We start from the raw sequence: 24,524 nt of genomic DNA, 5'->3' as shown, positions 1-24,524 counted from the left end.
AGAAAATGCATGATCCGAGAGCTATCGCTAACTACGTCCTAGAGCTCGCAGAAGAAGATGCGCGCCCGGTGACAAACATTGTTCTGCAGAAGCTAATATATTTCTGTCATGCATTCTTCTTGCTTGAACATGAGAAACCGCTGGTAAGCGGTTACTTTGAAGCTTGGACTTATGGCCCGGTTCACCCGGCTTTGTACAAATCCTTCAAAGAGTTCGGTGCTAATCCAATTAGAGGCAGAGCTTCCAGGTATGACGTTATCTCTGGTGCCAGCTTTGTGATCGAGCCAATTTCTGACAAATCTGCTCGAAGAGTAATTAGATCGGTAATGGTGAATTTCTCTAGTTTATCAGCAGGGCAATTGGTCGATCTATCACACGCACCAAATGGCCCTTGGCATTATACTGTGGAGAACTCAAAAATTAATGCAAATCTTGGGTTACGAATCACCGACGATGTTACAAAAGAAAGATTCAAGTTCTTAAAATTGGCAATTGGAAAATCGTCGAGACAAAGGGAACCCGATGAAGACACGCCGTTTGGCTGAGACTGATCTTGCGCGAATCGCTGTTTTACCGATTTCCGACCAATGGATTCTCTTGCGGAAACATAAGTTTGGACGCCCTCCTCATACTTACGATCCCGTTCGAAGGGCGCAGCCGGATATTCTCAATCGCCAAATACCTCTGTTTGGCAAAGCCGAGCCGACGCCTTGGCAGAAGGTTTGCGAGATTGTTCAAAAGCACTCCCGTCATATTGCTGAATATGAGCACAATCTAAGTGTCGCAAAGGCCCTCTACGATTTTGCTCAGCATGAACAGATATACTCGCGCGACCGCTTGATGCCCAACTGGGCGATTGGTTTCGGACAGACCGTACGTTTTTGGCCGGATTACATCTCAATTGTGGGCGAGCAGCCGGAAGTTAGTTTTCACGATTATCGCCTTACCAAGCGTTTGAATAAAGAAGCTAGACGCTTTGCCTTTTCCGTTATGCATGAGCGCACGCGGGCCCTTGATCCAGACTTGCAGAATGTAGCCCTGGCCATTTATCAGTTTAGAAAATTGGATGATGGAACCCGGATATTACAGCGCCGTACCGATGATGGATTGGAATTATTTAGCTTCGATCAGCTTAACGAAATGATCTCGACGACGTATCGCATATGGGAACAGGTACTTGTCGAGAGAGAAGAAGATAATAGAAGAGCGGCGAATAGTAACAGCAACCCAATGGGTTTCTGACACCGAGCTTTGCTTGGAAATATGGGATGCACACGGCTCGTCTGGTATGAAGACCACGCCGACATCATTTCAATACAACGCGAAAAATCGCTGAAACGCTGGTATCGCCAGTGGAAAATCGAGCTGGTTGAAAAGACAAATCCGGATTGGCGGGATTTATACCACGAGCTCTGGTGAAGCCGCACGCTCTTCAATTCCCCCGCGCATCCTGATCCTTGAGCCACAGCCCAAACTCCTTGACCACGGCCACCACCTTCTCCAACCGCCGCCCATCCTCCGTCAGCGAATATTCCACCTTCACTGGAACCGTCGGATAGACCGTCCGCCGGATCAGACCCGCCTCCTCCAGCGCGCAGATCAAGCGTCAGCATCCTCTGCGAAATGCCAGGCATCAGCCGCCTCAGCTCGTTGAAACGCTGGGGTCCATCGACCAGATAAGACACAATCAGCAGCCGCCAGCGGCCGCCCAGCAAATGCATCGCTTCCTCGACGGAGCAGCCAGTTACGGTCTTTTTCATCGCACCTACCTCATGTGCATGGCGGTATAATTTTTGTACGAGACAGTCCCGGTCTCGCAGCGGCATCATTCGGTGTCGCGATTTGTGGCAAGAAACGATCCTTCTGCCGCAAAGGCTTCTGCACCTCGCGCTACTCGATCTCAGTTGCGTCCGCCATTTGCCCTGATGATCTGGCCGTTGACCCAGCCGCTCCGCGGGCCGGCCAGAAACGATACGATCTGGGCGATGTCGTCAGGAATCCCGAGGCGCCCGAGCGGAATGTCGTTTATCAGCCGCTGGATCAGCGCCTCGGACCGCCCCTTGAACAGCAATTCGGTAGCGATCGGCCCTGGCGCGACCGCATTGACGGTGACGCCGCGCGGGCCGAGTTCCTTAGCAAGAATATGCGTCATCGCCTCCACCGCCGCTTTGGTCGCCGCATAGACGCCATTGCCGGGGGAATAGTGACCGATGATGCTCGTGGAAAGATTGATGATGCGGCCACCATCGCGCACCCGCTTCGCCCCTTCTCGCATCCCGTTGAAAGTGCCTGTCAGATTGACGGCGATTTGCTGCTGAAAATCCTCATCCGAGACCTCAGCCAGCGGCGAAAATTTGCTGATACCTGCATTGTTGACGAGCACATCGACCCTGCCGAACTCTGCTTCGGTGCGATCGAACAATGCCGTTATTGCCGCAGCGTCGCTAACATCGGCACGGATTGCAATCGCGCGGCCGCCTGCCGCCGTGATGCCGGCAACAACATCGGAGGCCTCTCCGGAACTCGATGCGTAATTGACGACGGTCTGAAAGCCGTCTTCGGCAAGCTGCCTCGCAATGGCTGCCCCAATCCCTTTGGATGCGCCGGTTACGATCGCCGTTCTAATTTCGTTGGACATGCGTCAATCTCCTTGTCGTTCGCACACGCGCTCTCGAGCATGCCTGGGAACTCAATCCCGGCATGTCGCTTAAACGCTTGTTTCGTTGGGTTGCGAACTGTAATATGAGCGATAATTCGCTTTTTGCTACTCGCATTCCAGGAACATGTCCGAAGGCCCTCTCCATAGCCGTGCCGCGCCGAGAAAAGCGCCAAGACAAGCCCGCTCGCTCGCAACAGTCGAGGCGATCGTGGAGGCTGCAGCTCGCATTTTGGAGGAGCACGGCCATGAGGCCTTCTCCACCAATGCCGTTGCGGAAAAGGCCGGCGTCAGTGTCGGCTCGCTCTATCAATATTTTCCGCGCAAGGATGCGTTGATCGGAGCCTTGATCCTGCGCGAGACTTCGCGTCTCGTCGCAGAGGCGGAAATTGCCGCCGACAAGCCCACGGGCAGCGAGGCCTTGTCGGCGCTCATCCTCCCTTGCGTCGAGCAGCAACTTCGCCGGCCGGCGCTAGCCCGCTTGCTCGATTTCGAGGAAGCGCGCCTTCCGCTTGATGCCGCCACCGAAGCGGTCAAAAGGCGCTTCTTCGAGCTCACGCGCGCAACCCTGCTGCGGCCAGATTTGCCGCCGCAGGCCGATATCGATGTGGCGAGTCGCGACGTGGTCGCCATCATCAAGGGAATAGTCGATGCCGCCGGGGAGCATGGCGACCAGGATAGATACCAGCTGGCTCTGCGCGTGAAACGCGCCGTTCTTGGCTATTTGCACAGCCTCGACTGACGTCGGCAGACATTCCGCCCTTGCAAGTGATTGCATTGCAGCATTGCAAAATCCGCATGCCTAGCAAGCTACCAATAGCGGACCAATCGATTATATCGATTGAAGCGGCTTCGGGATTCTGCGTTTCCCGCGGTATCTCGGTAAGCCGCCGCCAGTTTCTTCTTTCGGCCCGTTCGGGCTTTCGTCCGGCTCGAATCTCGAAGCCTGGCAACAACAAAAACCGAGGATAAAAAAGTGGCTGGCTCAGCAACAAGCTCTGCGCCCACCAGCGCGCGTGCATCCGCACACCAAGGCCAGGGCAATTACCAATTCGCGCTTATCGCACTCACCTCACTCTTTTTCATGTGGGGCTTCATTACTTGCTTGAACGATATTCTGGTCCCGCACCTGAAAAGCGTCTTTCAGCTCAATTACACGCAGGCAATGCTCATCCAGCTTTGCTTTTTCGGCGCATACTCCATCATATCGCTGCCTGCCGGCACACTCGTGAAGCGCATCACCTATAAATGGGGCATCGTCGTCGGCCTTGCGATCGCGGCTGTCGGCTGCGCCCTGTTCATTCCTGCCGCCACGTATCGCGTCTACGCCCTTTTCTTGGGCGCACTTTTCGTGCTCGCCACCGGCATCACGATCCTGCAGGTTGCCGCAAACCCCTATGTCACCGTATTGGGACCTCCGGATACGGCCGCCAGCCGCCTGAACCTGACGCAGGCCTTCAACTCGCTCGGCACGACGATTGCCCCCTACTTCGGCGCGATGTTGATCCTGTCTGCCGCGACTGTTGCAGCCACCAACGCGACACCGGAACAGCTCGACGCCATGCGGCTTGCGGAAGCCGGCGCGGTCAAATTCCCCTATCTGCTCCTTGCCGCCGCTTTCCTAGTGCTCGCGGCCGTCTTTGCGGCGCTGAAACTCCCGCAAGTCGAGGATGAGGAGACTATCGAGCCGATGCGCGGCGGCGGCTCTGCCTGGCAATACCGCCATCTCGTGCTCGGCGCTCTCGGCATCTTTGTTTATGTCGGAGCCGAAGTCAGCGTCGGCAGCTTCCTGGTGAATTTCCTCAGCCAGCCCGATATCGCGCATCTTTCCGAAGCGGACGCCGCCCATTACGTCTCCTATTTCTGGGGCGGCGCGATGGTCGGACGCTTCGTCGGCTCGGCAATCATGCGCCACATCGATGACGGCAAGGCGCTTGCCTTCAATGCTGTCGCCGCGATCATCCTCCTGCTGGTGACGGTGCTGACGACAGGCCATGTCGCCATGTGGGCCGTGCTGGCGATCGGCCTCTTCAACTCGATCATGTTCCCGACGATCTTCAGCCTCGCGCTGCACGGTCTCGGCAAATATACGAGCCAGGGCTCGGGCATTCTGTGCCTTGCCATTGTCGGCGGCGCGATCCTGCCTGTTATCCAGGGCGGCCTTGCCGATACGATCGGCATCCACCTGGCCTTCCTGATGCCGATTATCTGCTACATCTACATTGCCTTCTATGGGCTCAAGGGCCACAAGCCGGCATAAGCCTTCACAAACCATCGCGCCTCGCCGCCTTCATCGGCGGGGCGCAAAGGGCTTGATCCGAAGCGCGCCACTTGGCATCGTGCAGCGCAACAAAACGGAAGGACAGGTCTCATGAAAGCGCTGCTGCTCATCGACATCCAGAACGGCTTCTGCCCTGGCGGTAACCTTCCAGTTCCAGAGGGAGACCAGGTGGTGCCCGTCGCCAACCAGCTCATTGATAGCGGCAAATACGATCTCATCGTCGCGTCACAGGATTGGCACCCGCCTGGTCACGGCAGCTTCGCCTCCTCCCATCCCGGCAAGAAACCCTTTGAAATCGGCATGCTTTCGGGCAAGCCGCAAATGATGTGGCCCGACCACTGCGTTCAGAACAGCAAAGATGCCGAGTTCCGTCCCGATCTCCATATGGCCGCCGTCGATTTCATCCAGCAAAAAGGCCAGAATCCCGCCGTCGACAGCTACTCCGCCTTCCGCGACAACGATCAGGCTGCCCTCACCGGACTGGCCGCCTATCTACGCAACAAAGGCGTCACCGAACTCGACCTTTGCGGGCTGGCAACCGATTATTGCGTCAAGTTCTCGGCGCTCGATGCCGTTGAAATGCTGCCCGGCGTCACAGTCCGCTTCATCGAAGACGCCAGCCGAGGCATCGATCCCGCCGGCGTAAAATCGGCAATCGACGAGATGCGAGCCCGCGGCGTCACCATTGCCAGCAGCAAGGACGCGCTTGCGTAAAATCGCGCGAAGCAAGCTAAACCTTCTCTAAATAAAATGGTGCAAGCTATTCCCTGTCAGTAAGATATCGGGATCTTTAGCGTGCAGTCGATTGTCATCAACGGGCGTTTTCTCGGCCAGCCTCTGTCCGGTGTACAGCGCTTTGCGCGCGAATTGACCCTGGCGCTCGATCGCAAGATCTCCTCAGGCGCACTGCCTGCCTCCCTGAAAGGGGTGCGCTGGCGTTTGGCGGTGCCGCGCAATACGCCTGTCGATATGAGGCTTTCGGCGATAGAAATCGATAGTTTCGGTTCCGGCCCCGGCCATCTCTGGGAGCAAACAGCGCTGCTTTCACACTCGCGCGGCAGTCGGCTCATCGGCTTTGGCGGCAGCGGCCCACTTCTGCATCGCCGCCAGGCCGTCGTCATCCATGACGTGACGATCTTCCGCCATCCGCAGTCCTTCAAGCGCAGCTACCGCCTGCTGCATGGCGCCCTTGGAACCGTGCTGACGCGCACCGCTAAGATCGGTACCGTCTCCGAATTCTCGCGGCAGGAGCTCGCCTCGGTATTCCGGGTGCCATCGACTGGTATCGATGTCGTCTACAATGCCGTCGATCATTATGCCGCCATCGAGCCGGATGAGGCCGTCATGCAGCGGCTTGGTCTGAAAACCAACGGCTTCTTCCTACTCGTCGGCACGATGAAGCCGAACAAGAACCTCGATTTCGCCATTCGCGCTTTCGAGGCGCTCAAGGATATCAATCAGAAGCTCGTGGTCGTCGGCGGCTCCGCACCGACCGTGTTCAAATCGGACAACCAGCAATCGAGCGACAGCATGCTCTTCCCCGGCAGGCTCGCCGATGCAGAAATCGCCGCCCTGGAGCGCCATGCCACAGCTTTCGTTTTCCCGAGCCTTTACGAAGGTTTCGGTATCCCGCCGCTGGAGGCGATGACCCAGGGCTGCCCGGTGCTCGCGGCCGATATTCCTGCCGTGCGTGAGGCGTCGGGCGATGCCGCGCTCTACTTCGATCCCTTCCGACAGGACGAACTTGTCTCCGCCATGCGGCGGATCGCGACGGACGAGACATTGCGCCAGGATCTGCGTCGACGCGGCCATGAGAACGTTACGCGCTTCTCCTGGGATGGCAGCGCAGATCGCGTCCTGTCCATTTTGGAAGATCTCTAAGAGATTTCAGGACCGGGACTGCGGCCGGAACATGGTGACAAAATAGCTGTAGAGGCCGAGCAGGCAGAAGAGCGCACCCCCGACAACGCCGATAGCCACAGATGTCCAGAGCGAATAGCCAAAACCGGCAGTTGCCAGCACCGGCAGGGCCAGCCCGATGCCCGACAGAACGACGGGCGGCCAGACGAAATCGAAGGCAAGAGACATCATCACCTTGACGCCGATCGTCATGGCACAAAGCGCGCCAATCATGCCGCCGGCCATGAGGGCAGCATCGCCGAAGGAACCGAGATAGCCTCCGATGAGCGTGCCCGCATTCAGCAGCGCGCAATCCAGCGCCGCGAGCAGGAAGATCGTCAATAGCCGATGCTGCAGATGCGCCGGGGTGGGCATCATGTTGGCCGTCAGCGCGCGGCATGTCGCAAGGCCGATGACAAAGGGGGCGACGGCAAGAAACTCCTTGCGCAAACCGGCGGCAATGACCAATTGCCCGACCGGCTGCAGCAGCGCGAAAATGCCGGCGGCGGTTATCAGCGTCAAACCGGTCAGCAGCGAGTAATATTCCCCAAGCTGCTTGGCAAAGGCAGGGGTTCGCCCATCGCGATCATAGGTCGTGACGACATCGGGATATTGAATGGCCTGCAGCGCAGAGACGATCAGGACGAAGGGTCTCTGCAGCAGATCAAGCGCCAGAAGTGCGCCGGCAGCGCCACCCGCTCCCAGCGAGGCCGTGAGGATCGATTTCAATCCCAACGGCGTCAACATGCCGATAATGGAGGCGCTCGCGGCAACGCTGCCATAGACGAAATGCTTACGTACCAGCGCCTTCTCGAACGAAGCCGCCTCGTGAAGACTGTTGCGGCTCAGAAAAGCGGCAAGGAGCCCATAGGCAAGATAGCCGGCCATCAGACCGATGACGGTGCATGTGAAAGTCGGAGCAACGGCGGTGCCCGCAAGCGTACCGATTGCCAGAATCGTCGCGCGCGACCCCTGCAGCCGCGAAAAGACGCGAAATTCCTGACGGAAGCGCAGCATGGTGAGATGCAGGTCGCTCCCGCCCTGGAAGATCGCAACCAGGCCGCCAAGCACGGCAATCTCTGCCGAGACCGAAAAGAGGATCGAGACGGAAGCGGCGATCAGGCAGATTGCCGAGCATGCCGCGAATTCTACCGTCAGCGCCTTGCGCTCCAGTGCCTCGCTCCCTGGCCCCTGCCCCGGATAGAAGCGACTGCAGGCAAAGCGAACCCACTCGAAGCAGAGGATCGCCGCAAACTGGCTGATCGAGATGAACAGCGAATAGGCCGCATAGTCCGCCGGAGCCAGCAGATGTGCCACCACGATCAGCAGCCCGAAAGCCACTGCAGCCTGATAGAAATATGCAGCCAACGCCACGATCTTTGCCATGGTGGCAGCTAACAGGAAAAGATTGAGGAAAGCGCTAACCCCGGAAGGCAATTGCAGCATTCGGCAGCGCGATCGCGCTTGATGCGCCACGTTGCCAGCCGGCGGCCTTCCAGCGATGAAAACTTCCACGGTCGCACCACCGAGCAGTATCCACTATTACCTGCTCGCTTCTCCCCTCATCCAGTCGATCACCGTCTCAAGCGCTGCGGATTTGCGATAGCGCGGCCAGACGAGATAGAAGTCGGATGGACCGCTTAGCGACCCCTGGATAACCTGCGTCAGACGGCCTTCCACCATATCTCGCGCCACGAAATCGCGGTTGGCGAGGACGATTCCCTGCCCCGCAATGGCCGCTTCGATCGCATGCGATGTCTGGTTGAAGCTGATCCCTTTATAGGAGGCGTGGACTGCCCGCCCGAAATGCTTGTCGATAAATTCTGGCCAGGAATTATGGGCGTCATGGAGAAGCGCGTAGTCGGCGAGTTCTTCCGCCGTCTTCGGTGACTTTCGGTGATGCAGCAGCGTCGGGCTGCAAACGGCGATGATCTCTTGCTCGAAAAGCAGTTCGGTCGCCAACCCCGGCCCGAAAGGCGGTCGCCCATATCGAACGGCAAGATCCACTCCATCCGCTTGAAAGCCCGACATACGGTCCGTGGCGAGGATATGAAGATCGAGATCGGGATGACGAGCCGTAAAATCCGGCAGGCGTGGGATCAGCCATTTCGATGCGAATGTCGGCGTGGTGCTGATGGTTAGCCTTACGGGTTGCGGCTCGAGGTCGCTGGTCGCTTGAGCGATGATTTCGAAAGCGCGCCTGATATCGGCGATATAGCCCCGCCCCTCGCCCGTTAGCACCAAAGACCGCGGCATCCGCTCGAACAGCTTTACGCCCAGCTCGGCTTCCAGCCCTCTCACCTGTTGAGCCACCGCTCCTTGCGTAACCCCCAGCTCCTCGGCCGCCAGCTTGAAGCTGTGATGGCGTGCAGCCACTTCGAATGCCTTTAGGCCATTCAGAGAGGGAAGTTTACCGGGCGAACCATTCATGCGATAGTTTTTCTACTGGCAAACGGGAATTTATCTGCTTCGCTCTCGCGCGAGGGTAATGATATTTCATCGGTAGTTTCGAAGCAATCGGTTCCAGTGGAACGAGATGAAGGAGGAAGGACCCATGTCGATAGAAAAAGTGGCTGTGATCACTGCCGGCGGCAGCGGCATGGGCGCTGCAAGCGCTAGGCGCCTTGCGGCCGATGGCTTCCATGTCGCCATCCTCTCCTCCTCCGGAAAGGGTGAGGCGCTGGCTCAGGAGCTTGGCGGTATCGGCGTTACCGGCTCCAACCAATCTAACGACGATCTCAAGCGCCTGGTCGATGCGACGATGGAAAAATGGGCGCGCATCGATGTGCTCGTCAACAGCGCCGGCCACGGCCCGCGCGCCCCGCTCCTCGAGATTACCGACGAGCAATGGCACACCGGCCTCGATGTCTATCTCATGAACGTCATCCGTCCGACACGCCTCATCGCCCCCATCATGCAGAAGCAGAAATCCGGCGCGATCATCAACATCTCCACGGCATGGGCATTCGAGCCGTCGCCAATGTTCCCGACCTCGGGGGTATTCCGGGCTGGCCTTGCCTCCTATACGAAGATTTTTGCCGACACCTACGCCGCCGACAATGTGCGGATGAATAACGTCCTGCCCGGCTGGATCGACAGCCTGCCGGCAACCGAAGAACGCCGCGACAGCGTGCCGATGCGACGCTATGGCACCAGCGCAGAGATCGCCGCCACCGTCGCCTTCCTGGCCTCGGATGGTGCTGGTTACATCACCGGCCAAAACCTCAAGGTCGACGGCGGCCTGATGCGCTCCGTCTAGCCTACCCAAGACAGCATTATCTCGCCTTCGCTCTCTCAGGCACTGCTTGGGAGAGCGATTTTGTTTGGAGCGCGATAGCGGAGATTAAATCGCCTTGGTTGGCCGGGCGCGGGCGAATTGCCTTTCTGCACTGCACACGTTAGAAGTCCCGGCAATTTTTAGGGATGGAAACGGGCAATGCGGAAACGAATTGCTTGGGGAGGAGTGCCACGATGGAGATCGTTCACACGATAGCCGCTCTACGCGAACGGCTTGGCGAACACCGCAAAGCCGGCAGGCGCATCGGCCTGGTGCCTACCATGGGCTACCTGCATGCCGGCCACATGGAACTCGTCTCCCGCGCTAAGGCCGAGAACGACGTCGTCGTCACCTCCATTTTCGTCAATCCGCTGCAGTTCGGCGCCAATGAGGATCTGGCGAAATATCCGCGCGATCTCGAACGCGACAGCGCCATGTTGCGCGATGCCGGTGTCGACTATCTCTTCGCACCTGGCGTCACGGATATGTATCCGCGTCCAATGCAAACGGTGGTCGATGTGCCGAAACTTGGCGCGGAGCTGGAAGGCGCGGTTCGCCCGGGCCATTTCGCCGGGGTTGCCACCGTCGTCACCAAGCTCTTCAACATCGTCCAGCCCGACAGCGCCTATTTCGGCGAGAAGGACTATCAGCAGGTGACGATCATCCGCCGCATGGTCGAGGATCTGGCCCAGCCCGTCCGGGTCGTACCGGTGCCGACCGTTCGCGATGCGGATGGCCTGGCCCTCTCCTCGCGCAATGTCTACCTGTCGAAGGAAGAGCGTGCCGCCGCGGTTATCGTTCCCAAGGCATTGGCGGAAGCCGAGCGACTATATGATCTCGGGGTGAATGACCCCGCCGCACTCGAAGAGGCGCTGCGCGCTTTCATCGAAAAGGAGCCGCTCGCGACCGTGGAAGTCGCCGCCGTTCGCCATCCTGAAACGCTGGAACCATTGAGCAAACTGCAGGGGCAGCCAATCCTCATTGCCTTGTTCGTCCGCATCGGTACCACTCGTCTGCTAGACAACCGGGTCATCGGCCGCAAGCCATCAAACAACGAAAAGGCCGCCTGAGATGAGCACTGTCGGACATGCCAAGCGCATAACGCCCGCCGCCATCGAGGCGATGAAGGGCACGCGCCCGATCGTCAGCCTGACGGCCTATACGACACCGATCGCCCGTCTGCTCGATCCGCATTGCGACCTGCTTCTCGTGGGCGATTCCCTCGGCATGGTACTCTACGGCATGGAAACGACCGTCGGCGTCACGCTGGAGATGATGATCGCCCACGGCAAGGCTGTCATGCGTGGCGCCAATCATGCCTGCGTTACCGTCGACCTGCCTTTCGGCTCCTATCAGGAATCGAAGGAGCAGGCATTCCGCAGTGCCGCGCGCATCCTGAAGGAAACCGGCTGCGATGGCGTGAAGCTGGAGGGTGGCGAGGAAATGGCTGAAACCGTGGCCTTCCTGACCTCTCGCGGTATTCCGGTCTTCGGCCATGTCGGCCTGATGCCGCAGCAGGTGAATACGACCGGCGGTTATCGCTCGCTTGGACGCTCGGACAAGGAAGCAGACAAGATCCGGCGTGACGCCAAGGCGATCTCGGAGGCCGGCGCCTTCGCAATGGTGATCGAAGGCACGATCGAGCCGCTCGCCCGCGAGATTACCGCCGCCGTTGCCATTCCCACCATCGGCATAGGTGCATCTGCCGCCTGCGATGGCCAGATCCTCGTTTCCGACGACATGCTCGGCCTGTTCAACGATTTCAAGCCGCGCTTCGTCAAGCATTTCGCAGAGCTGGCGCCCATGATCTCGAAAGCGGCTGAAGCATATGCCGAGGAAGTGAAGGCCCGCACTTTCCCGGCTATTGAGCATACGTTTCAGCCAAAAAAGTGAACCGCCCTCAGCTCTTGGCCGACTCCTTCTCCAAAAGATAGATCGCTTCGCCGAAATCCTCCATTTTGCTCATCAATGCCGCATGGGCATCCCGCAAGCCCTGATTGTAGTAGTAAGGCCCGATCTCTGCGGTGAAGAAATCGAGCAGGAATTCGGCTGGCAACGAGCCGAGCGTCTGATCCAGCTCGTCGGCGAAATAGCGCTGAAGGCGGGCGACCATGGCTGCCTTCTCCTCCTTCGCAAAAGTGATCTTCTTCATCTTTCCATCTCCCATTTTTGCGAGCGGCTCCAAGTGCTGGATCAAGGAAATCAATTGATCCATCAAGGAAATTCAATTGCTGGCTCTAAAGGCACGGCTTACACCTCCGGCCATTGAACAGCGCGGCAGCAAATGCGCAAGGGTGCAACCATCGTTGCTTCCATGCGGAATGCCCGCCCTCGACACGACATCTTGGCGAGAGCGCCGGATTTCCCACAAAGGACAAAGCGGACCATGAGTCGCGCGGAATTTCTTGAAGGCTTGAAGGGCGGCATTCCCGTCGGCCTCGCTGCTGCACCCTTTGGCGCCCTTTTCGGCGCGCTGGCGCGCGATGAGGGCATGTCGCTCGGCGAACTAACTCTGATGAGCAGCACCGTCTATGCCGGCGCCAGCCAAATGGTGGGCATCGACCTCTTCGGCCACAATGTTCAGGCTTGGCTCATCGTGCTGTCGATCCTGGCGGTGAACTTCCGCCATGTGCTCTATTCGGCGGCGATCGCTCGCTACATCAGGCACTTTTCCGCAGTGGAGAAATTCTTCACCTTCTTCCTGCTGGTCGACCCGCAATTCGCCGAGACGATCAAGCGCCATGAAAGCGGCAAGCCCGTAACCTTCGCCTGGTACATTGGTTTTGCGGCGGTGATCTATATCCCTTGGGTGGTTGTGAGCCTGATCGGCGGTCTTCTCGGCAGTTTCATCGGCGATCCCAAGGCCATCGGCCTCGATATTCTGCTGCCGGTCTATTTCCTCGGCATTGTCATGGGCTTCCGCACGCGCGACAACTTCCTGCCTGTCGTGGCCGTCAGTGCCGTGGCATCAGCCATCGCCCATCGCTATGTCGGCTCGCCCTGGCATGTCAGCATCGGCGCATTGGCAGGCGTCACGCTTGCGGCCTTGCTGCCGCCGGTCAAAGCGAATCGCAAACCCGATCTCGCGCACGAAAGTCACGAGGTCTGACCATGTTCGATTTCAATTCGCATATGGTTCTGCTGATTGCGGCCGCAGCCGTGGTGACCTTCCTGACGCGCATCGGCGGCTATATCCTGATCGTCAAGATGACCCGCATTCCGCCACGCGTCGAAGCCGCGCTCAATGCCGTGCCCGCCGCCGTACTCACGACCCTCGTCGCACCCGCTTTTTTCGTCGGTGGCTGGGACACGAAGGTGGCAATGTTTGCCGCCCTTCTTGTCGGCCTGCGCTATCCATCGACCTATATGCTGGTCGCCGGATGGATCGTTGTCATGGCATGGCGCCATTCCATAGGCGCTTGAGACGGACCCCATCCCTTTCGAGATCGGATGAGGTCCATATTTCTCAATGGCTGAGCGCGAGCGTGGCATTTTCCAGCCACGCCCGTACGTCATGATCATGGATCAGCGGCATCAGCGCTTCGCGCGTCCGGGCGTGATACTCGTTCAGCCAATGCAGCTCCTCGTGTGTCAGCAGTTCCACCAGCACCAGACTGCGATCGATGGGGCAGAAGGTCAAAGTCTCGAAGCCCAACATCGGCATGTCACCACCCTCGATCTCCTCCGGCTCACGAATATAGATCAGGTTTTCGATGCGAATGCCGAAGTGACCAGGACGATAATAGCCGGGTTCATTGGACAGGATCATGCCGGGAAGCAACTCCTGCACGGCGAGGCGCGCAATGCGCTGCGGGCCTTCATGGACGGAGAGATAGGAACCGACGCCGTGGCCCGTGCCATGCGCGAAATCGACGCCTGCCTTCCAGAGCGCGATCCGCGCCAGCGGATCGAGATCGCAGCCGCGCGTACCCTTCGGGAAACGCGCCGTGCTGATGGCGATCATTCCCTTCAGGACCAGCGTGAAGAGACGTTTCTGCTCTTCGGAAACGGCACCGATGCCAACGGTGCGGGTGATGTCGGTGGTGCCGTTGATATATTGCGCGCCTGAATCGATGAGGAACAGCTCTCCAGCCTGGATCAGCCGGTCACTCGCCGTGGTCACGCGGTAATGCATGATGGCCGCGTGCTCGCCGGCACCGGAGATCGTATCGAAGGAGATGTCCTTGAGCGGGTTCTGCATGCTTTCGCCGACGCGGGTACGGCAGGCTTCCAGCCTTTCTGCCGCGGCGATTTCGGTTACCGTTCCCGGCTTGCTCGTCTCCAGCCAATAAAGGAATTCGACCATCGCAGCCCCATCCTGCAGGTGCGCCGCGGCCGATCCGTTGATTTCGGCGGCATTCTTGCAGGCACGTGGCAGCTTGGCGGGATCACTGCCCTCGACGACCTCTCCACCTTCACGACGAATGATATCGGTCAAGGCATAGGAAGCGAGATCCGGGTCCACCAGTATGCGCCCGCCATTCGCAGCCGCAGCGGCCAGGCGCTTGGTAAGTTCGGAAGGCGGCAGCTGCTTGCAGATCTGCGTGAGATAGGCTTCGGCCTCGACCTTGGTCTTGCGCTTGTCGAGGAAGAGCGCCGCTTCTCCTTCGGCATAGATGATGGCGCGAGCCAGAGGATGCGGCGTATGCGGCACGTCGCTGCCGCGGATATTGAAGATCCATGCGACGGAAGACGGGTCGGTAATCAGCGCCGCCTTGAGATTCTTTTCCTTCAGGCCGCTTGCAATCGTTGCAAGCTTGTCCTTGGCGAGGATGCCGGCCTGAGCGATGTCCTGAATGATCACATTGCCCAGCGGCTCGGCCGGCCGGTCCGTCCAGAGCCTGTCGAGCGGATTATGGGGCAGGAAGACGAGCTTGCCGTCGATCTCAGCCAGCGCCTTTTCCAGCCGGCGCACTTCCGCACCCGTATGCAGCCATGGATCGATACCGAGCCGGAAGCCCTTCTTCGCATGACGCGGCAGCCAGACATGCGGCGGCTCATTCACCAGATCGCCACCGGTGAAAACGCTGCGGTCCACCTGTTCGGCAAGCTGCGTCACATACCGGCCATCCACAAAGACCACGGCCTGGGAGTGTGTGATAAGCGCAACACCCGCCGATCCTGTGAAGCCCGTAAGCCATGCGAGACGCTCTGAGCATTTAGGCACATACTCGCCTTGATACTCGTCGGCCCGCGGCACCAGGAAGCCGTCAATGCCGAGATCGCCAAAGGCAGCGCGCAAACCGGCGACACGCTCGCGACCGAATTGCGGGGTGGAAGTGACGTCGAAAGACTGAAACATGAGCTGATCCGAGACTGGTGGAGATTCCGTGAAACTGAATATTGCCAGTATGTTAGAGCATCACAATCGGAAGTGCGACGTGATTTTCGATCCCTGGGACGATATGCGTGATTACAGGCACATCTCACCACATAAGAGCAGTCTATCCCAACTGCGGCCGTTAACGAATCCGCCCATTTCGTGAGCATGCCAGTTCGAATATGACAACTTCACGGCACGAAACATGCATATCATGCATAGCTCCCATGAAGCTTCCCCCCTGCCACGTCGGCGGGCGAGTCGCTATATCCGCCGCATCAAACGGGTTCACGAAGAACCAGCTCAAAACCAAGGACTTATGACAATGCCTATCTCTCGCTCCGCATATGTTAGCCCGGCGCTGGCTGGCGAGCGTCGCACCGTACGCCACTCCGTCGGCTCGCTTCGTCAGCTCGAAGTCGAAACCGCAAAGGCAATCGGCGCCAGCCGCGGCGGTCGCCGTTAAGAAGTTTACGATCTACGCGTTCGAAGTCGATCGCAATCCGGTTCTCCTCCTCCCTCTCGGATTGTGATCAGAACGCTTAGAGCCCGCTTGAGCACTCCTCCTCCACACGCTCGCGGGCAAGATCGGTGAAAACCGATCTGAAGGCGGTGCCTCGGCACCGCCTTTTTTATTTGCGATTGTTGATGCGGGAAGTGACCGGCTTAGGGCCGGTCGAGATGGATGGTGACCCAGCCGTTGCGCCAGATCGTGCGCACATGGCGCAGGTGGGCGCCGTTATAGGCGGCGAGAACCTTCCACCGCTGCTCGGCAAGGATACCCGACAGGATGACCGAACCGCCCGGTGTCAGATGCGCCACGAGCTGCGGCGCCATCTTGATGAGCGGGCGCGCCAGAATATTGGCGATGATCAGGTCGAACGGCCCATGGCGGGAAAAGGCCGTGGAATGGAATCCCGGCGCCGTCTCCAGCGTGACACCCGAGGCGATGCCGTTGCTGCGGACATTTTCCTTCGCGACGCGGACGGCGATCGGGTCGATATCAGTTGCCAGAACCGGAATGTTGCGCAGCTTGCGCACGGCGATCGCCAGCACCCCGCTGCCCGTACCGAGATCGAGCGCATTGCGCACGCGGCGGCTCGCAACAACCTTTCCGATCGTCTCCAGGCAGCCCGCAGTCGTCCCATGGTGACCGGTGCCGAAGGCCTGCCCGGCTTCGATTTCGATGGCGATGTCACTAGGCCCGACCTTGTCGCGATCATGCGAACCGTGCACGAGGAAACGGCCTGCACGCACCGGCTTCAATCCTTCCAGCGACTTGGCGATCCAATCGATATCGGGAAGCACTTCCTTTTGAATGACGAGATCAGCAAAGGCAGGCTTCAGGAGCGCTTCGAAACGTCCGCGGACCCCATCCTCATCTGCGGCATAGAGATAGATCGACGCTTCCCAGACATCGTTCTTTTCATCGATCTCCGTCGTTGCGATCGGCAATTCTTCGTCTTCGAACACCGGCGTCATCAGGTCCAGAACCTGACCGGCCTTCTTCTCGGTCGTCGTCACATAAAGGCGGATTTCACTCAACTCGTCGCTCTTTCTCGTTCTTATTCAGCCCAGTCGATCCAGGGCGGTTTCGGCGTGTCATAGCCGGCCACACCCCAAAGCAATTGCCGGCGGACCGGGCCAAAGCGCAGCAATAGCGGCGCAAGGAAATTACGCGCCGCAACTGCCAGCGGGCTTTGCATCGTCACCAATCGCGTCAAGCCATAGGTCTGTTTCAAAACCTGCTTCACGGCGGGAACTCTCAAGGCCGAATACTCCTGTTCGCGGCCTTCCGCAATGAGCCAGGCAAGCCAGCAGGCATCTTCGATGCCGAGATTCATACCGCGAGCGCCGGCCGGCGAATGGATATGCGCGGCGTCGCCGGCAAGAAAGACATTGCCCTTGGCCATCGGCTCGACATGCCGAAAGTGGATGCGAAACTGCGAGGCCCATGTCTTTTCGGCAATGGCGGCCGGATGAGCGATGCGGCTTTCGAAATCCTCCAGCGTCGAGATATAGCGAATGATGTCGGTCGTAACAGGCAGGCGCCCGACCATGCCAGGATCGAAGAGCGATATCTCGGCAAAATGCGTGTCGACCGGCTCCGCATAGCGAAAATCGGCAAGATAGAAATAAGCCTCCAGCGCCTCGCCCGGGAAGCCGGCACCTAATGCCTTGCGCACTGCCGAATGGGCGCCGTCGGCGCCGATCAATATGTCAGGCCGCACCGTTTCCGACGTGCCATCTGCACTCCGCAGCGTGAGCTCCGGCTTTTGAGGGTCCGATATGACCTCCGCAATCACTGTCGTCTGCCATTCAGGCGCGATGCCGTAGGCCGAAAGCGCCTCCATCAGCTCACGCTCCGTACTTCCCTGCGGCAAGGCACAAACAGCGCTGAAGCGACCTTTCACCTCTCGTGTATCTAGCCGGATCAGAATCTTCCTATTCGAGCGGACCCGAAACTGCTCGATCGGCTGCGCGGCGGCGATGATGCGCTCCGCAACACCGGAAGGAGATAGCAGCGTCAGCGTGCGGGCGTTGACGCCGAGCGCCCGGCTTTCCTGCAGCGGCGTCGGACCTATGCCGTCATCGACGATACGCGGCGAGAAGCCGCGACGGGCGAGCTCAAGGGCGGCGGCAAGGCCGACCGGCCCAGCTCCTGCGATCAGGATGGATCTGGATTTTCCCTGTCCACCAGTCCCCTCGCCCATGCAGGTCCTATCCCTTCTTGACCAGGTTCTCCAGCTTCTTCACCGCCACGTCCGGATCCTCCTCATAAGCGATGGTTCCGGCAAAGCGGCCCTGCGAATCCAGCAGGAAGACGGAAGCGGTGTGATCCATCGTATAGTCGCCATTCGGTTGCTTATCGTCGACCGGCACTTTCTTGGCATAGACACGGAAGCCCTTGACCATATCCATCACCTTGGCGGGGTCTCCAGAAATTCCGGTGATGCGCTTCGATACGTTGGAGACATATTGGTCCATGATGGCGGGCGTATCGCGCTCGGGATCAACAGTCACGAAATAGGCATTGAGTTTGCTCCCGTCGGGATCCACTTTCTGCAGCCAGGCATTCAGCTCGAACAGCGTCGTCGGGCAGACATCGGGGCAATGGGTATAGCCGAAGAAAACAGCTGACGGCTTGCCGCGGAACGCCTGCTCGCTGATCGGCTGGCCGCTCTGCGAAACGAGGGTAAAGGGCACGCCATAAGGCCCAGATGACGTGACTTCCGGCGACTTGCCGCCGCCAAAGCTAAACCAGCCCAATAGTCCGGCCACGATCAATACGGCCACCCAAACTGCAATCCGCACGCTTCTCATGAATGCTATTCCTCACCGATACGGACAATTGCGCCGAAAGCACGGTGCAATCGACCTGCTAGCCGATGTAACGGCTCGAAGTGGAGGACGCAATTCAAGAAGATGTTCAGAGGAGGCCGAAATCGTCGCAGTATGTGGTTCCGGGGTTTTCCAAGCCTTGATCGCTCCATTTCGCCGCTCTTCTTGGGCCGGAGAAACAAAATCTGTTTTCATGTTAAACCAATCCTAACCAGTCCGCGCCAACATCTGCAGCAAAGGCCGAATTCGACCTCACTCGCCGCCCGAAAGCGCGGCAAACCTCTTTATTCCAGAAGGGCATGACGCCCGCCGGAACGCCAGGCGTATCTTTCGCCGAAGCACCGGACGCTGCCGCTGCCCAAGCCGCTCCAGCCGATCTCTCTCTTCAATCGCGAGCGTCGCTTGCGCGGCGATGCCAAACGGGAAGTTCTCGAATATGACGAACGCCATCAAGCAATCGGGCACCTATCTGGAAATCGTCTCCTTTCACCTTGGCGATCAGGAGTTCTGCATCGACATCATGGCCATCCGCGAAATCCGTGGCTGGGCTCCTGTGACGCCGATGCCGCATACGCCGCCTTACGTGCTCGGCCTCATCAACCTGCGCGGCGCCGTGATCCCGGTCATCGACATGGCCTGCCGCCTCGGCATGAAGATGACGGAACCTTCGGAGCGTTCCGCAATCATCGTCACGGATATTGCCGGCAAGCTGGTCGGCCTGCTGGTCGAACAGGTCTCGGATATGATGTCGATCAAAAGTGAAGATCTGCAGCCAGCTCCGGAAATCATCCCCGAAGCACAGCGCGCCTTTTGCCGCGGTATCGTGGCATTAGAAAAGACCATGGTCTGCTTCCTCAACCTCGATACGGTCATTGCGGATCAGTTGGCACAGGCAGCCTGATTTCAATAAGTTAGCTTACCCAAAGAAGATCGCCCTGGAGCCAAGCTCCAGGGCGATCGCTTTTTATACAACCGGTTTTGGCAGGGGTGTAGCCAATCACACGGTCTTGCAGGCCGTGAACAGGGGCGAGAGTCGCCTCTCTGTTCGCCTTCGAAATTGCATCAAAAAGGTGCAAACCGAAAGCAACTAGAAGGAATTCGACAACCCAAGAGTATGACTTTTTTTGGTATTATCTTTCTACGGGTTATTTTTGAGGTACGTCGATACCGTTATTTCGGCTTGCCATTCTTCCACGTAACCTGCTGGCCGAACAAGGGGATCGTCGAAATGGCCATCTTGGCAGAGCCATCCGTCAGCTGGCGCGAATGGATAAGATAGACGAGCGTGTCATTCTTCTTATCGTAAATGCGGGTGACAACCAGCTTCTTCCAGATGAGCGAAAGCCCGGCGCGAAATACCTCCTCACCGCTCTGAGACAGGTTGATATCACCGATCTCGATCGGACCGGTTTGACGGCAAGCGATGGAATTATTGGAAGGATCTTCGAACCAGTTGCCCTTGCGCAACCGGTCGATCACGCTGCGATCGAAATAGGTCACATGGCAAGTGATGCCCGAGACTTCGGGGTCCGGAACGGCATCGACCAGAATATCATTGCCCGTCCAGTCCACCCCGACCTTGCCGACAATTTCGGCGGAAGCGGAAATTGGGGTCACGGCCAGAAATGACGCGGCAATGGCGGCAAAGAGTTTGGGTGAACGCATCGATCATCCTCTAACAACAGCCGCCGGGAGCGAGAGCGGCTTGGCTAAGGTAAGATGGTCCGTGAGCGATGCAAGATGGGACGCCTATATCCGCGTGCAACGCTTCACGATCGATACGGCGGCGATCCACACAATGGACGCCGCCGCCAAAGCAACGGCGTCCGAACACATGCAGGCAGTGCGTCATCTCACTTCTGGTTGATTGCGACCGTTCCGGTTTCCAGCAGCGACTTGAGGTTGGACAGGATCTTCGGCCAGCCACCGGAGACCGCCTCGATAAGCTTGGAGTTTTCAACCTCGATCGTGTGGGCAACGGTCAGCTTCACCACACCGTCCGACGGCTCCAGCTCCATCACGCAGCGCGACCAGCCTTCGGCCTTCAGATCCGGGCGCCACTCGTTGCGCCAGTTGATCGCGAGCCGCCGAGGCGGATCGAACTCGGCAATCTCTCCCGCATCGGCAACCCGGCCATCCGGAAAGAGCATTTTCCACGGCGATCCAACCTTCCACTCGGTGTCGTGGACCATATCGAACCAATATTGCTTGATGAATTCCGGCCTGGTCAGCGCCGACCAGAGCTTTTCCGGCGTGGTGCGGATGAAGGTGACGTAGACGAATTTGCTTCCAGTCATGCCATTTCTCCTTGTTTGAATTTTATTGCTTCTTGAGCTCAGGGCCCACCCTCGCCTTCCAGCGCCTTTTTCAAGGCCGAAAGCGTATTCAGATGCCGCTGTTCGAACTTGTTGATCCAGCGTTCAGCGATGCCGTTGATCGGGACGGCGTTGATGAAATGCAGCTTCTCGCGTCCATGCTTCTCGGTGGAGATCAGATTGGCCTCCTCCAGAATGGCGAGATGCTTGGCAACCGCCTGGCGGCTCATGTTCAGATCCTCGCAGAGCGCGTTCAGAGTCTGTCCATTGCGCTCATGGAGCCTGTCGAGCAATTGCCGCCGGCTGGCATCCGCCAACGCCTTGAAGACTGCATCATCATCATCCACGGACATGAAACCATTTGGTTGCCTTTCTTTTGCTTATAGGCAACCAAATGGTTGCCTGTCAAGTAATATGTGAAACGAAATAACCCCATCGCGCCGCGGGGCGGCGGCGGTTTCATCTAGGGATTTATCCGGGGAGCGATTGACAACCTCCGCGTCGCGTCAGATCATCCGCCCATGATCGCAAACCGCACCATCGTGATGCACCTTCACACCACCTCTCCCTTTGCAGGGCGAGTGGAAGCCGTGTTGCGCTGAGCTGACCGCGATCCATCTCAACCCTGCCGAGGCGAGCAGGGTTGAAGCCTCCTTGCTCTCCTCGTCAATATCAAGGAGAGCCCATGTCTTTCGAAGAGCAAGAACCCGCCAAACGACGATCAGGCAAGGTCGGCCCGGTAACGGTCCGTGCAACCCGCCCATCCGATGCCGAGGCAATCGCAATCATCGCCAATCTTCCGGGTTTCCGCGCCGGCACGCTTCGCCTGCCGTTTCAAAGCGTCGAAGACACGCAGCGATGGCTGGACAAGCACGATCCCAGCGCCACACGCCTCGTCGCGGAGGTGGACGGAAAGGTCGTCGGCAATGCCGGCATGAACCGCCTTGCCGGCCGGCGGGCTCACAGCGCTAGCATTGGCATGGGCGTGCACGACGATTTCACCGGCTGCGGCGTCGGTTCCGCGCTGTTGGGCGCTCTCATCGATACCGCCGATAACTGGCTCGCCATCAAGCGTCTGGAATTGACCGTCTATGTCGACAATGCGCGGGCGATCGGCCTCTACGAGAAATTCGGGTTCGAAACCGAGGGGCGTCTACGTGCCTTCGGTTTCCGCAATGGCGAATACGTGGATGCGTTCACGATGGCGCGGCTGAGATTCTAAGCAATCACACGGCGGCGAATATGATTCCGCCGCCGACTATCATCAGCCGATCAAATCCAGCCACTCGTCCTCGGTCATGACCTGGACATTGAACTCGCGCGCTTTGTCGAGCTTGGAGCCGGCACCCGGTCCGGCCACGACGATATCGGTCTTCTTCGACACCGAGCCGGAAACCTTGGCTCCCAGGCTCTCAGCCTTCGCCTTGGCCTCGTCGCGGGTGAACTTTTCCAGCGAACCGGTAAAGACGACGGTCTTGCCGGCGACGGGACTGCCTGAGGTCACCGGCTGCTCCGCTTCTTGAGGCTGAACCTCCTCCAAAAGCTTCGCGATTACCTGCGTATTGCGCGGTTCCTTGTAGAATTCAACGATGGCTCGCGCCACCACCTCGCCGATGCCCTCGATATTGTTAAGATCGTTCCACGCGTCGCCGGCAAGCGGCGCGGCTTCCTTCATCGCTGTTTCGAAGGCTTCGTAGGTGCCGTAGGAGCGTGCCAGAAGCTTGGCCGTCGTCTCGCCGACGTGGCGGATGCCAAGCGCGAAGATAAAGCGATGCAGGGCGATCTGGCGCCGCTCGTTGATCGCGGCGTAAAGTTTGCCGACACTGACCTTGCCGAAACCTTCGATATTCTCAAGCTTCGTCAGTGACGCCTGCTGACGCTTTTCCAGGGTGAAGATGTCAGGCGCGGTCTTTATTTGCAGCGCCGGATCCTCGCTCTCGAAAAAGAAATCGATCTGCTTGGAGCCGAGGCCCTCGATATCGAAGGCGTTGCGCGAGACGAAATGCTTGAGATGTTCGGTCGCCTGCGCGCGGCAGATAAAGCCGCCGGTACAGCGGGTGACGGCATCGACCTTCCCGGTCTTCTCATTGATATCGCGCACCGCGTGGCTGCCGCAGACCGGACAGACTTTGGGGAACTCGTAAGGCGCGCTCGACGCCTCCCGCTTCTCGAGCACAACGTCGACGATCTGCGGGATGACATCGCCCGCCCGCTGTACGATTACCATGTCGCCGACGCGGATATCGCGGCCATCGCGGATCGGCTCGCCCTTGTTGCCGATGCCCTTGATGTAATCGGCATTGTGCAGAGTCGCATTGGTTACGACAACACCGCCAACCGTGATCGGCTCCAGTCGCGCAACCGGCGTCAGCGCACCAGTGCGGCCGACCTGGATGTCGATGCCGACCAGACGCGTGAAGGCCTGTTCCGCCGGGAATTTATGCGCAGTCGCCCAGCGCGGCGAGCGCGAGCGGAAACCAAGGCGGGCCTGCAATTCCAGGCTATCAACCTTATAGACGACACCGTCGATATCATAATCGAGATCCGGCCGCTGCAGGCCGATCTCCTCGTAGTGGCCGAGAATGTCGGCGACCGAACTCAGCCGCTCCATCAGCGGATTGACGGGAAAGCCCCAGGATTTGAAGGTCTGCACCATGCCGTATTGTGTGTCGGCCGGCATGTCGGACATCTCGCCCCAGGCATAGGCGAAGAATTTCAGCTTGCGGCTCGCCGTCACCTTCGCGTCGAGCTGACGCAGCGATCCGGCCGCCGTATTGCGGGGATTGACATAGGTCTGCTTGCCCTCGGCCTCCATCTGTGCATTGAGCGCCAGGAAATCGCTCTTGGCCATATAGACCTCACCCCGCACTTCGACGACGGAGGGAGCGCCTGCCGGCAAAGTCTGAGGGATTTCCTTGATGGTCCTGATATTGGCCGTAACATTCTCGCCTGTCGTACCATCGCCACGCGTCGCCGCACTGACCATCCGGCCATTCTCGTAACGGATCGACATTGAAAGGCCGTCGATCTTCGGCTCGGCAGTAAAGGCGATCGAATTATCCGGCAAGCGACCGAGGAAACGATAGACGCTGGCGACGAAATCCTCGACATCCTCCTGTGAGAACGTGTTGTCGAGCGAGAGCATCGGCCTTGCATGGACAACAGGAGCAAACGTCTCAGATGGCGGGGCGCCGACCCGTCGCGACGGGCTGTCGGCGCGAATCAATGCGGGAAACCGCGCCTCGATCGCGTCGTTGCGCCGCTTCAGCGCATCATACTCGGCATCCGAAATCTCCGGCGCATCCTTGCCATGATAAAGCGCGTCGTTGCGCGCGATCTCCGCAGCCAAATAGGCAAGCGCCGCGGCCGCTTCCTCCTCGGTCAAATCCTCGACGGGCTTCTGTTCGGTGCTCATGAATCTACACTCCCCGATT

At 58.8% G+C, this 24,524-nt stretch carries 27 protein-coding genes and 2 pseudogenes; 16 read left to right on the top strand and 13 right to left on the bottom strand.

What is annotated here, in order from left to right:
- The first annotated feature begins 5 nt into the window (after positions 1–5).
- From socA to FBZ99_RS33430, 3 genes and pseudogenes are all read left to right on the top strand, one after another.
- Positions 6–545: a type VI toxin-antitoxin system SocA family antitoxin gene (gene socA, locus FBZ99_RS09335; RefSeq protein ID WP_113351990.1), complete on the top strand. Its 540-nt coding sequence runs from the start codon at positions 6–8 to the stop codon at positions 543–545.
- Positions 523–1,242, top strand: coding sequence for a type VI toxin-antitoxin system SocB family DNA replication inhibitor toxin (gene socB, locus FBZ99_RS09330; RefSeq protein WP_113351989.1), 720 nt, complete (start codon positions 523–525; stop codon positions 1,240–1,242). Before socA ends, socB begins: the two co-directional genes overlap by 23 nt.
- Positions 1,242–1,419, top strand: a pseudogene (locus FBZ99_RS33430) (GIY-YIG nuclease family protein); the annotation flags it as partial. The gene socB and the pseudogene FBZ99_RS33430, both read left to right, overlap by 1 nt.
- Positions 1,420–1,432: 13 nt before the next feature.
- Here FBZ99_RS33430 and FBZ99_RS09320 read toward each other — a convergent pair.
- Together FBZ99_RS09320 and FBZ99_RS09315 are read right to left on the bottom strand one after the other, a co-directional pair.
- A pseudogene (locus tag FBZ99_RS09320) lies at positions 1,433–1,721 on the bottom strand (winged helix-turn-helix transcriptional regulator).
- A gap of 179 nt (positions 1,722–1,900) precedes the next feature.
- Positions 1,901–2,638, bottom strand: a complete 738-nt coding sequence (locus tag FBZ99_RS09315; protein WP_113351988.1) for an SDR family oxidoreductase — start codon at positions 2,636–2,638, stop codon at positions 1,901–1,903.
- 229 nt (positions 2,639–2,867) lie between these two features.
- Between FBZ99_RS09315 and FBZ99_RS09310 the strand changes: the two genes are divergently transcribed.
- From FBZ99_RS09310 to FBZ99_RS09295, 4 genes are all read left to right on the top strand, one after another.
- Positions 2,868–3,398 (top strand): TetR/AcrR family transcriptional regulator, encoded by a 531-nt coding sequence (locus FBZ99_RS09310; RefSeq protein ID WP_233788703.1) that lies wholly within the window; start codon positions 2,868–2,870, stop codon positions 3,396–3,398.
- 234 nt (positions 3,399–3,632) lie between these two features.
- Positions 3,633–4,916 carry a sugar MFS transporter gene (locus FBZ99_RS09305; RefSeq protein WP_113332935.1) on the top strand — a complete coding sequence of 428 codons (1,284 nt, stop codon included), beginning with the start codon at positions 3,633–3,635 and terminating at the stop codon, positions 4,914–4,916.
- Positions 4,917–5,027: 111 nt separating this feature from the next.
- The gene (gene pncA, locus FBZ99_RS09300; protein ID WP_145632628.1) at positions 5,028–5,651 is read left to right on the top strand and encodes a bifunctional nicotinamidase/pyrazinamidase; all 624 of its coding nucleotides are present in this window, start codon (positions 5,028–5,030) and stop codon (positions 5,649–5,651) included.
- An 81-nt stretch (positions 5,652–5,732) separates the two neighbouring features.
- Positions 5,733–6,818 (top strand): glycosyltransferase family 4 protein, encoded by a 1,086-nt coding sequence (locus tag FBZ99_RS09295; RefSeq protein ID WP_145632625.1) that lies wholly within the window; start codon positions 5,733–5,735, stop codon positions 6,816–6,818.
- 6 nt (positions 6,819–6,824) lie between these two features.
- On the opposite strand, the gene FBZ99_RS09290 is transcribed toward FBZ99_RS09295, so the two are convergent.
- Together FBZ99_RS09290 and gcvA are read right to left on the bottom strand one after the other, a co-directional pair.
- Positions 6,825–8,210, bottom strand: coding sequence for a hypothetical protein (locus FBZ99_RS09290; RefSeq protein WP_246661089.1), 1,386 nt, complete (start codon positions 8,208–8,210; stop codon positions 6,825–6,827).
- Positions 8,211–8,378: 168 nt separating this feature from the next.
- Positions 8,379–9,266, bottom strand: a complete 888-nt coding sequence (gcvA, locus tag FBZ99_RS09285) for a transcriptional regulator GcvA (RefSeq protein ID WP_145632619.1) — start codon at positions 9,264–9,266, stop codon at positions 8,379–8,381.
- A gap of 124 nt (positions 9,267–9,390) precedes the next feature.
- Between gcvA and FBZ99_RS09280 the strand changes: the two genes are divergently transcribed.
- The 3 genes from FBZ99_RS09280 (at position 9,391) to panB (ending at position 12,006) form a co-directional block, all read left to right on the top strand.
- A complete protein-coding gene (locus FBZ99_RS09280; RefSeq protein ID WP_113351983.1) occupies positions 9,391–10,095 on the top strand; it encodes an SDR family oxidoreductase in 705 nt (234 codons plus the stop codon).
- 212 nt (positions 10,096–10,307) lie between these two features.
- Positions 10,308–11,183 (top strand): pantoate--beta-alanine ligase, encoded by an 876-nt coding sequence (gene panC / locus FBZ99_RS09275; protein WP_113351982.1) that lies wholly within the window; start codon positions 10,308–10,310, stop codon positions 11,181–11,183.
- Between the two features lies 1 nt (position 11,184).
- Positions 11,185–12,006 carry a 3-methyl-2-oxobutanoate hydroxymethyltransferase gene (gene panB / locus FBZ99_RS09270; protein ID WP_113351981.1) on the top strand — a complete coding sequence of 274 codons (822 nt, stop codon included), beginning with the start codon at positions 11,185–11,187 and terminating at the stop codon, positions 12,004–12,006.
- Positions 12,007–12,013: 7 nt separating this feature from the next.
- On the opposite strand, the gene FBZ99_RS09265 is transcribed toward panB, so the two are convergent.
- On the bottom strand, positions 12,014–12,265 hold the full coding sequence (locus FBZ99_RS09265; protein ID WP_113352053.1) for a DUF2164 domain-containing protein: 252 nt from the start codon (positions 12,263–12,265) through the stop codon (positions 12,014–12,016).
- A 234-nt stretch (positions 12,266–12,499) separates the two neighbouring features.
- Here FBZ99_RS09265 and FBZ99_RS09260 point away from each other — a divergent pair, with 234 nt between their 5' ends.
- Both FBZ99_RS09260 and FBZ99_RS09255 read left to right on the top strand, forming a co-directional pair.
- Complete coding sequence (locus FBZ99_RS09260) at positions 12,500–13,222, top strand: AzlC family ABC transporter permease (protein ID WP_113351980.1); 723 nt, start codon at positions 12,500–12,502, stop codon at positions 13,220–13,222.
- Between the two features lie 2 nt (positions 13,223–13,224).
- Positions 13,225–13,536: an AzlD family protein gene (locus tag FBZ99_RS09255; RefSeq protein WP_113351979.1), complete on the top strand. Its 312-nt coding sequence runs from the start codon at positions 13,225–13,227 to the stop codon at positions 13,534–13,536.
- A gap of 43 nt (positions 13,537–13,579) precedes the next feature.
- Here the strand turns inward: FBZ99_RS09255 and FBZ99_RS09250 are convergent, their stop codons facing one another.
- Positions 13,580–15,415, bottom strand: a complete 1,836-nt coding sequence (locus FBZ99_RS09250) for an aminopeptidase P family protein (RefSeq protein WP_113351978.1) — start codon at positions 15,413–15,415, stop codon at positions 13,580–13,582.
- Positions 15,416–15,758: 343 nt separating this feature from the next.
- Between FBZ99_RS09250 and FBZ99_RS33065 the strand changes: the two genes are divergently transcribed.
- Positions 15,759–15,899: a hypothetical protein gene (locus FBZ99_RS33065; protein ID WP_162711788.1), complete on the top strand. Its 141-nt coding sequence runs from the start codon at positions 15,759–15,761 to the stop codon at positions 15,897–15,899.
- Between the two features lie 200 nt (positions 15,900–16,099).
- Here FBZ99_RS33065 and FBZ99_RS09245 read toward each other — a convergent pair whose 3' ends face one another.
- From FBZ99_RS09245 to FBZ99_RS09235, 3 genes are read right to left on the bottom strand one after another with little or no spacing between them, the layout of a single operon-like run.
- The gene (locus FBZ99_RS09245; protein ID WP_113351977.1) at positions 16,100–16,978 is read right to left on the bottom strand and encodes a 50S ribosomal protein L11 methyltransferase; all 879 of its coding nucleotides are present in this window, start codon (positions 16,976–16,978) and stop codon (positions 16,100–16,102) included.
- A gap of 20 nt (positions 16,979–16,998) precedes the next feature.
- A complete protein-coding gene (locus FBZ99_RS09240) occupies positions 16,999–18,147 on the bottom strand; it encodes an FAD-dependent oxidoreductase (RefSeq protein WP_113351976.1) in 1,149 nt (382 codons plus the stop codon).
- Positions 18,148–18,154: 7 nt separating this feature from the next.
- A complete protein-coding gene (locus tag FBZ99_RS09235) occupies positions 18,155–18,757 on the bottom strand; it encodes an SCO family protein (protein WP_113332923.1) in 603 nt (200 codons plus the stop codon).
- Between the two features lie 454 nt (positions 18,758–19,211).
- Here FBZ99_RS09235 and FBZ99_RS09230 point away from each other — a divergent pair, with 454 nt between their 5' ends.
- Positions 19,212–19,676, top strand: a complete 465-nt coding sequence (locus FBZ99_RS09230) for a chemotaxis protein CheW (RefSeq protein WP_069612836.1) — start codon at positions 19,212–19,214, stop codon at positions 19,674–19,676.
- Positions 19,677–19,945: 269 nt separating this feature from the next.
- Here the strand turns inward: FBZ99_RS09230 and FBZ99_RS09225 are convergent, their stop codons facing one another.
- The gene (locus tag FBZ99_RS09225) at positions 19,946–20,440 is read right to left on the bottom strand and encodes a CreA family protein (protein ID WP_113332922.1); all 495 of its coding nucleotides are present in this window, start codon (positions 20,438–20,440) and stop codon (positions 19,946–19,948) included.
- Positions 20,441–20,501: 61 nt separating this feature from the next.
- On the opposite strand from FBZ99_RS09225, the gene FBZ99_RS33060 reads away from it, so the two are divergent.
- Positions 20,502–20,642 carry a hypothetical protein gene (locus FBZ99_RS33060; RefSeq protein WP_162748794.1) on the top strand — a complete coding sequence of 47 codons (141 nt, stop codon included), beginning with the start codon at positions 20,502–20,504 and terminating at the stop codon, positions 20,640–20,642.
- On the opposite strand, the gene FBZ99_RS09220 is transcribed toward FBZ99_RS33060, so the two are convergent.
- Together FBZ99_RS09220 and FBZ99_RS09215 are read right to left on the bottom strand one after the other, a co-directional pair.
- The gene (locus FBZ99_RS09220) at positions 20,629–21,072 is read right to left on the bottom strand and encodes an SRPBCC family protein (protein ID WP_113351975.1); all 444 of its coding nucleotides are present in this window, start codon (positions 21,070–21,072) and stop codon (positions 20,629–20,631) included. The genes FBZ99_RS33060 and FBZ99_RS09220 overlap by 14 nt on opposite strands.
- Before the next feature lie 38 nt (positions 21,073–21,110).
- Positions 21,111–21,443, bottom strand: coding sequence for an ArsR/SmtB family transcription factor (locus FBZ99_RS09215; protein ID WP_113351974.1), 333 nt, complete (start codon positions 21,441–21,443; stop codon positions 21,111–21,113).
- A 332-nt stretch (positions 21,444–21,775) separates the two neighbouring features.
- Between FBZ99_RS09215 and FBZ99_RS09210 the strand changes: the two genes are divergently transcribed.
- Complete coding sequence (locus FBZ99_RS09210) at positions 21,776–22,312, top strand: GNAT family N-acetyltransferase (protein WP_113332920.1); 537 nt, start codon at positions 21,776–21,778, stop codon at positions 22,310–22,312.
- A gap of 42 nt (positions 22,313–22,354) precedes the next feature.
- On the opposite strand, the gene ligA is transcribed toward FBZ99_RS09210, so the two are convergent.
- Complete coding sequence (ligA, locus tag FBZ99_RS09205) at positions 22,355–24,505, bottom strand: NAD-dependent DNA ligase LigA (protein WP_113351972.1); 2,151 nt, start codon at positions 24,503–24,505, stop codon at positions 22,355–22,357.
- Positions 24,506–24,524: the final 19 nt, after the last annotated feature.

The organism is Rhizobium sp. ERR 1071, assembly GCF_007828675.1.
Lineage (GTDB): Bacteria > Pseudomonadota > Alphaproteobacteria > Rhizobiales > Rhizobiaceae > Rhizobium > Rhizobium dioscoreae.
Note: the sequence above shows the minus strand (reverse complement) of the source record. Positions and strands in the feature narration are given on the sequence as shown.